The organism is Kitasatospora sp. NPDC049285, from assembly GCF_040678815.1.
Taxonomy (GTDB): domain Bacteria; phylum Actinomycetota; class Actinomycetes; order Streptomycetales; family Streptomycetaceae; genus Kitasatospora.
The window spans coordinates 54,140-60,639 of record NZ_JBFAQR010000047.1 but is presented as its reverse complement, the minus strand read 5'-3'; the positions used below and the strand labels follow the sequence as shown (position 1 = coordinate 60,639).

The following is a 6,500-nucleotide window of genomic DNA, read 5'->3' as shown; positions in this document are numbered from 1 at the left end:
GCCGGTGCGGCGCTACCAGGGCGGGGCGTGGAAGAACCTCGACGCGACGCTGGTCAAGCGCGCGGACGGTGGCGTCGGCCCGGCGCTGTCCTCCACCGACCTGGTGCTCTCCGGCGGCGGCAACGGCCCGCTGGCCACCATGAAGTCGGGCGCCGCCTCCTTCTCGCTCGACCTGCCCAAGGGCCTCGCGGACAAGCTCCCGGCCCCCGTCCTGGACGGCTCCACGGCGACCTACGCCCTCGCGCCCGGCCTGGACCTGAAGGTCACCGCCGACACCCTCGGCGGGTTCTCCGAGGTCTTCGTCGTCAAGGACGCCAAGGCCGCCGCCAACCCGGCGCTGAAGAAGCTCTCCTTCGCCACCAAGGCGAACGGCGTGGACCTGGCCACCGACCAGGCCGGCAACCTCACCGCCAAGGACAAGCACGGCAAGGTCCTGTTCTCGGCGCCCGCGCCCGACCGCGGCGTGTGGGACTCCGCCGCCGACCAGGCCGCGCCGACCGTGACCGAGCCGAAGAGCGGTGCCAAGCTCGACGCCGTCTCCGGCTTCCCGGCCGCCTCCAGCCACGCCGAGCCCGGCGCGCACGCCCACACCGGCAAGCTGACCAGCGAGTACCGCGACGGCGCCGTCACCCTGACGCCGGATCAGGACCTGCTGGGCGGCAAGGACACCGTCTGGCCGCTCTACATCGACCCCAGCTACGCGGGCGGCTCCCTCTACGACTGGACCTACGTCAGCTCCGCGTTCACCGGCACCAGCTACTGGCACACCAGCGACTCCACCGGCCTGCGGGTCGGCTACAACGGCTGGCAGTCCCCGTACTACGTGGGCCGCGCCTTCGCCCGCCTGGGGGTGCCCAGCAGCATCTACGGCGCCCAGGTCAGCTCCTCGACCTTCTACGCCACCGAGACCTGGTCCCCGTCCTGCTCGGCCCGCAACGTCGAGGCCTGGTGGACCGACGGCATCCTCAGCACCACCAACTGGAGCAACCAGCCGTCCTGGCGCTCCCAGCTGGACACCAAGAACGAGGCGCACGGCTACAGCAGCAGCTGCCCCGCCGCGGGTGTCGGGTTCAACGCCACCTCGCTGATGCAGAACGCGGCCAACGGCCACTGGGGTGACGTCACCATCGGCCTGAAGGCCTCGGACGAGGGCGACGCCTACGGCTGGAAGAAGTTCCAGCCGTCCAGCATGAGCATCTCGACCACCTACAACCACACGCCGAACCAGCCGGGCTCGCTGTCCACCTCGCCCAGCACGGCGTGCACCGCGAGCACCCCGACCGTGGTCGGCAACGGCGACGTCGTGCTGAACGCCTCGGTCAGCGACCCCGACGGCGGCGACCTGGGCGTCATCTTCACCCTCGCCAACTCCTACACCTGGAAGGTCGTCGCCTCGACCACGTCGAGCTTCCGGGCGACCTCCGGCACCACCGCCTCGTTCGTCATCCCCCGGTCCACCCTCACCACGGAGGCGAACGGGGCGATCACGAACTTCGCGTGGAACGTGAAGGCCGACGACGGTCAGGTGATCGGTCCCGAGAGCGCGCTCTGCAGGTTCACCTTCGACCCGACGGTGCCGGGCGCCCCGAGCATCAGCCAGCCGTCCGGCAACGAGACCGTCGGCACCGGCGCGAGCTTCACCTTCACCCGCAACCCCGGCGGCACCGCCCCGTCCAGCTACCTGTACCAGCTGAACGGCGGCGCGCCGCTCTCGGTCAACGCCACCAACGGCAACGCGACGGTCTCCGTCAAGCCGACCCGGCGGGTGAACACGCTCAGCGTGACCGCGATCTCGCCCGGCGGGAACGTCGGCGACACCGCCAACCTGGTGATCAACGCCAAGGCTCCGGCCGTGGCCGCGGCCAACGACCTGACCGGCGACGGACGGCCCGACCTCGCCGTGGTCGGCGGACAGGCCAACCTGCCGGCCGGCCTGTGGCTCTCCACCGGGACGACCACCACCACGCTGAACGCGGCCGCCGACAACATCGGTGCGAAGGGCACCGGCGTCAACACCGCCGGCAGCTCCGCCGACTGGACCGGCACCCAGGTGATCACCGGTCACTTCGCCACCGGCGACGGCTTCAACGACTACCTGGCCTACAACCCGGCCACCGGCCGCGCCAGCATCGTCTACGGCAACGGCGACGGCTCGGCGCTGAACCCGGTCTCCGGCTCCCAGGTCAACGTCGACGCCGCGGCCTTCACCGCGAGCGTCGGCGGCGCCAAGGCCGCCCAGGTCGCCAACGCCGGCACCCTGTACGAGACCGCCGCGGGCGCCAACCCGGCCCTGCCCGGCCTGCTGATGGTCTTCAACGGCCAGCTCACCCTCACCGGCGGCACCGGAACCCCCGGCGCCTACGCGGGCGCCGACACCAGCGTCCCGCTGACCACCGCCAGCCCCAACGGCAGCGGCGACTGGACCAGCTGGACCATCACCACCGCGCTGGTGAACAACCTGCCGGCGCTCTACGCCCGCAACACCGCCACCGGTGAGCTCTGGTACTACAGCCCGACCGTCCTCACCAACCTGGCCGCCATCCAGATCCTGGGCACCAGCCCGACGCCCACCGCGCCGGTCCGGGTCGCCGCGAGCGGCTGGACCGCCCTCACCGCCCCCGTGCTGCAGGCCGCGGACATCAACGGCGACGGCACCGCCGACCTGTGGTCCGTCGACGGCAGCGGCAAGGCCGCGCCGAACCTGTTCAACGGCACCACGCTGTCCGGCACCGGCAACCAGGGCCTGTTCACGCCGTCCCACAACTGGCAGCTGAACGACAGCACCAACAACGGCGCGACCGCCACCACGGCGGCGGACAGCACCGGCAACTCCCCGCTGACCGGCCAGTCCGGGGCGACCTGGAGCACCTCCGACATCTTCAACCCGGACGTGCACTTCAACGCCACCGGCAGCGGCGTGATGACCGCCGGCAGCATGATCGACCTGACCCAGAGCTTCACCGTCTCGGTCTGGGCCAAGGCCGGCCCGGGCGGCGGTGTGATGGTGTCCCAGGACGGCAACCAGAACTCCGGGTTCATGGTCTACGCGGAGGCCCCCGGCGGGCAGTGGAAGTTCTGCATGTCGCGGATCGACAACGGCGGCTGGAACTACGACTGCGCCAACGCGGGCGCCGGCGGCGGCATCGTGCAGGCCGGCATCTGGACCCACCTGACCGCCACCTACAACCGGCTCTCCAACGTGATGGCCCTGTACATCAACGGCCTTCCGGTGGGCTCGCTCACCCACGCCCCGGTCGCCGGCTTCAACGGCAGCTTCCGGGTGGGTGACTTCGGCTCCACCAACGGCGGCCACTTCGCCCAGTTCAACGGCGCCATCTCCAACGTCCAGCTCTGGAACGGGACCGCGCTCAGCCCGACCCAGGCGGCCCTGCTCTCCGGCACCCCGGGCTACGTGCTGTTCCCGGCGGACGACACCTCCTACCCCAGCGGCTCCAACTGGAGCGCCGCGCACGGCAACCTGTCCTTCACCGGCGGGCAGCTGAAGATCGTGCAGACCGGCTGGGCCAACGGCAACACCTGGACCGCCGGCGTCACCGGCTACCCGGGCGCCGTCCTCACCCTGCAGCGCGACGGCAACCTGGTGGTCTACCCGAACGCCGCGAAGACCTTCGGCACCGCCCTGTGGTCGAGCAACACCTACAACAACAGCGACGACTGCATGCTGCTGCAACCGGACGGCAACCTCGTCATCTACCGCATCGACGGCGTGCCGATCTGGAGCTCGGGCACGTACAACTGATCAACCGTCAACTAACCGATCCGGCCGCCGCCCTGACAGGGCGGCGGCCGGCCGCGTTCTCACCGCCGGCCCCGGCGGGCGCCGACCGTCCGCAGCAGTGCCTGCCAGCCGTCGGCGACCGTCGCCAAGTCGAAGCGCTCGACGGCGTGCGCCCGCGCCGCGTCCCCGTACACCGCCCGGTCGGCGGCCAGCAGCTTCTGCAGGGCGGCCGTCAGCGCGGCGGCGTCGCCGCGCGGGGCCAGGAAGCCGGTCTCGCCGTCGCGGACCACGTCGGAGACCCATCCGACGTCGGTGGCCACCGCCGGGACGCCCGCCAGGGCGGCCTCGATCAGGACGCCCGGGACGCCCTCCGAGTCGCTGGTCAGCAGCAGCGCGTCCGCCGCGCGGTAGAGCGCCGCCGGGTCCGCGAGCCGTCCCAGGACGTGCACCCGCTCCCCCGCGCCCGCCGCGACGGAGGCCCGCAACGGGCCCTCGCCCGCCAGCGCCAGGTGCACGTCGCCGGTCAGGCCCGCGTGGACGGCAAGCGCGAGATCCGGACGTTTCTCGCCGCTCAACGCCCCGACCCAGGCCACCAGTCGGCCGTCCGCCGGCAGGCCGAGCGCGGCCCGCGCCGCCGCCCGGTCCCGCTCCCCCGCCGCCGGCCGGAACGCGGCGGCGGAGCGGGCGTTCGGCAGCGTGTGCACCCGGCCGGCGGGCAGCCGGAAGCGGTCCCGCAGCACCTCCGCGGCCTGCGGCGAGATCGCCGCCACCGCGGCGGCGCGGTGCAGGAACGCGCCGACCCGCAGGCGGCGCAGCGGCGAGGCCGTCCAGTGCCGGGGGTCGCCGATGTTGACGTAGACGAAGGGGGTGCGGGTGCCGGCCAGGCCGACCGCGCAGGCCTGCAGCGTGGAGGAGCCGTGCGCGACCACCACGTCCGCGCTGCGGGCGGCGGTGCGCAGCGCCCGCAGCGTCGCCGCCGCGTAGCGGGCGGGCCCGAGCACGGTCCCGGTGGCGGAGGCGTCTGCGTCGGGGTGCGGGTGCAGCGCGACCAGCGTCGAGGGCTGGCCGCGGCCGAGGAGTTCGGCGTGCAGGTCGCGGGCGAGGCGCTGGGCGCCGCGGGCGCGGGGGTCGGTGATCACGTGCAGTACCCGTGGCTCGGCCATGGCGCCGACCCTACCGAGCGGCGGAACGCGTGCGCGGGCCAAACGGCGAAACCCCGGGCCTCAACGGGCCGGAGTTCGCCGTGTTCTGACGCCCGGTCGGGTTTCCTCCGCTTTTCGATGGCGCGGCGCGGGCCGGGGCTGGGATGCTGAGCGGCGGTCTCGGGGTGGCCCGGGGCAGGGGGGTGGCTGCGGTGCGTGTGGTGTATGTGATCGACAGCGTGAGCCGGGTGGGCGGCGCCGAGCAGGGGCTGGTGGCGATGGCCCCGTTGCTGGTGCGGTCGGGGGTGCGCCTGGAGGTGGCGTTCCTGAAGGAGTCGCCGGGCGGGTTCCAGCAGGAGCTGCGGGCGGCGGGTGCGGGCGTCCTGCCGGTGCTGCGCGGGTCGCGGGCGGCGCGGGTGGCCGCGCTGCGCGCGGAGTTCCGCCGGCTGCGGCCGGACCTGGTGCACACCACGCTGTACGAGTCGGACGTGCTGGGGCGGACGGCGGCGCTGGCCGCGGGGGTTCCGGTGGTGTCCAGCCTGGTCAACTCGGCGTACGGGCCGGAGCACCTGCACGCGCGGGGCCTGAGCCCGTGGAAGGTGCGCGCGGCGCAGGCGCTCGACGGGGTGACGGCGCAGGGGGTGCGCCGGTTCCACGCGCTGACCGAGCACGTGGCCGAGTCGATGGCGGCGCGGCTGCGGCTGCGGCGGAGCCGGATCGACGTGATCCCGCGCGGCCGCGACCCGGAGCTGCTGGGGTCGGTGACGCCGGAGCGGCGCTCGGCGGTGCGCGGTGCGCTGGGGATCGGGGAGGGCACGCCGGTGGTGCTGGCGGCGGCCCGGCAGCAGTACCAGAAGGGCCTGGACGTGCTCTTGGAGGCGTGGCCGGCGGTGCGCGCCGAGCGGCCGGAGGCGGTGCTGCTGCTGGCGGGCAGCCGGGGGTCGGAGACGGCGCGGCTGGAGGAGTTGGCGGCGTCCGCCGGCGGGGTGCGGTTCCTCGGTCCGCGGGACGACGTGTTCGACCTGATGGCGGCGGCGGACGCGTTCGCGGTGCCCTCGCGCTGGGAGGGGCTGGGCAGCGCGGCGATGGAGGCGATGGGGGTGGGCGTGCCGCTGGTGTGCGCGGACGTCCCGGCGCTGCGGGAGACGGTGGGCTCGGCCGACTACGCGCTGCTGGTGCCGCCGCGGCACCCGGCGGAGCTGGCGGCGGGGGTGCTGCGGGTGCTGGCGGACCCGGCCGAGGCGGCGGTGCGGGCGAAGGCGGCCCGGGCGCGGTTCCTGACCAGGTTCACCCTTCACCAGGTGACGGCGCGGATGGTGGAGTTCTACGAGCGCGCACTGGGCTGACGGCGGGCGGGCGGTTCGCTGACGGACCTTCGGACGGCGATTGATGACCATTCGTCAGGTTGTGTGCGTGCGTCCTGAATACGTCCACCGGATGGTCCCAGTATCGCCAAAGTGCTTGCGCCGCAGGTCCGGGGCCGGAAGCATCGATCCGCGGGGGAGGCTTGACTCGGGGGAGGCGGGCCTGACGTCAGTGCGGTCGGTTTTCGGGGGGTCGACGGTCCGTGCTCCCGGGCCGGGGCCGTACCGGTGCGCGCCGCCTGCCCGGCGGGTGCG

3 protein-coding genes are annotated in these 6,500 nt (G+C 73.6%); 2 read left to right on the top strand and 1 reads right to left on the bottom strand.

Going from position 1 to position 6,500, the window contains the following annotated elements:
- Positions 1-3,760 (top strand): hypothetical protein (locus AB0K51_RS25480; RefSeq protein ID WP_363459351.1); only part of this gene is annotated, 3,760 nt, incomplete at its 5' end.
- Positions 3,761-3,819: 59 nt separating this feature from the next.
- Here the strand turns inward: AB0K51_RS25480 and AB0K51_RS25475 are convergent.
- On the bottom strand, positions 3,820-4,902 hold the full coding sequence (locus AB0K51_RS25475) for a glycosyltransferase (protein ID WP_363459349.1): 1,083 nt from the start codon (positions 4,900-4,902) through the stop codon (positions 3,820-3,822).
- A gap of 191 nt (positions 4,903-5,093) precedes the next feature.
- Between AB0K51_RS25475 and AB0K51_RS25470 the strand changes: the two genes are divergently transcribed.
- On the top strand, positions 5,094-6,227 hold the full coding sequence (locus tag AB0K51_RS25470) for a glycosyltransferase family 4 protein (RefSeq protein WP_363459348.1): 1,134 nt from the start codon (positions 5,094-5,096) through the stop codon (positions 6,225-6,227).
- The last annotated feature ends 273 nt before the right edge of the window (positions 6,228-6,500 follow it).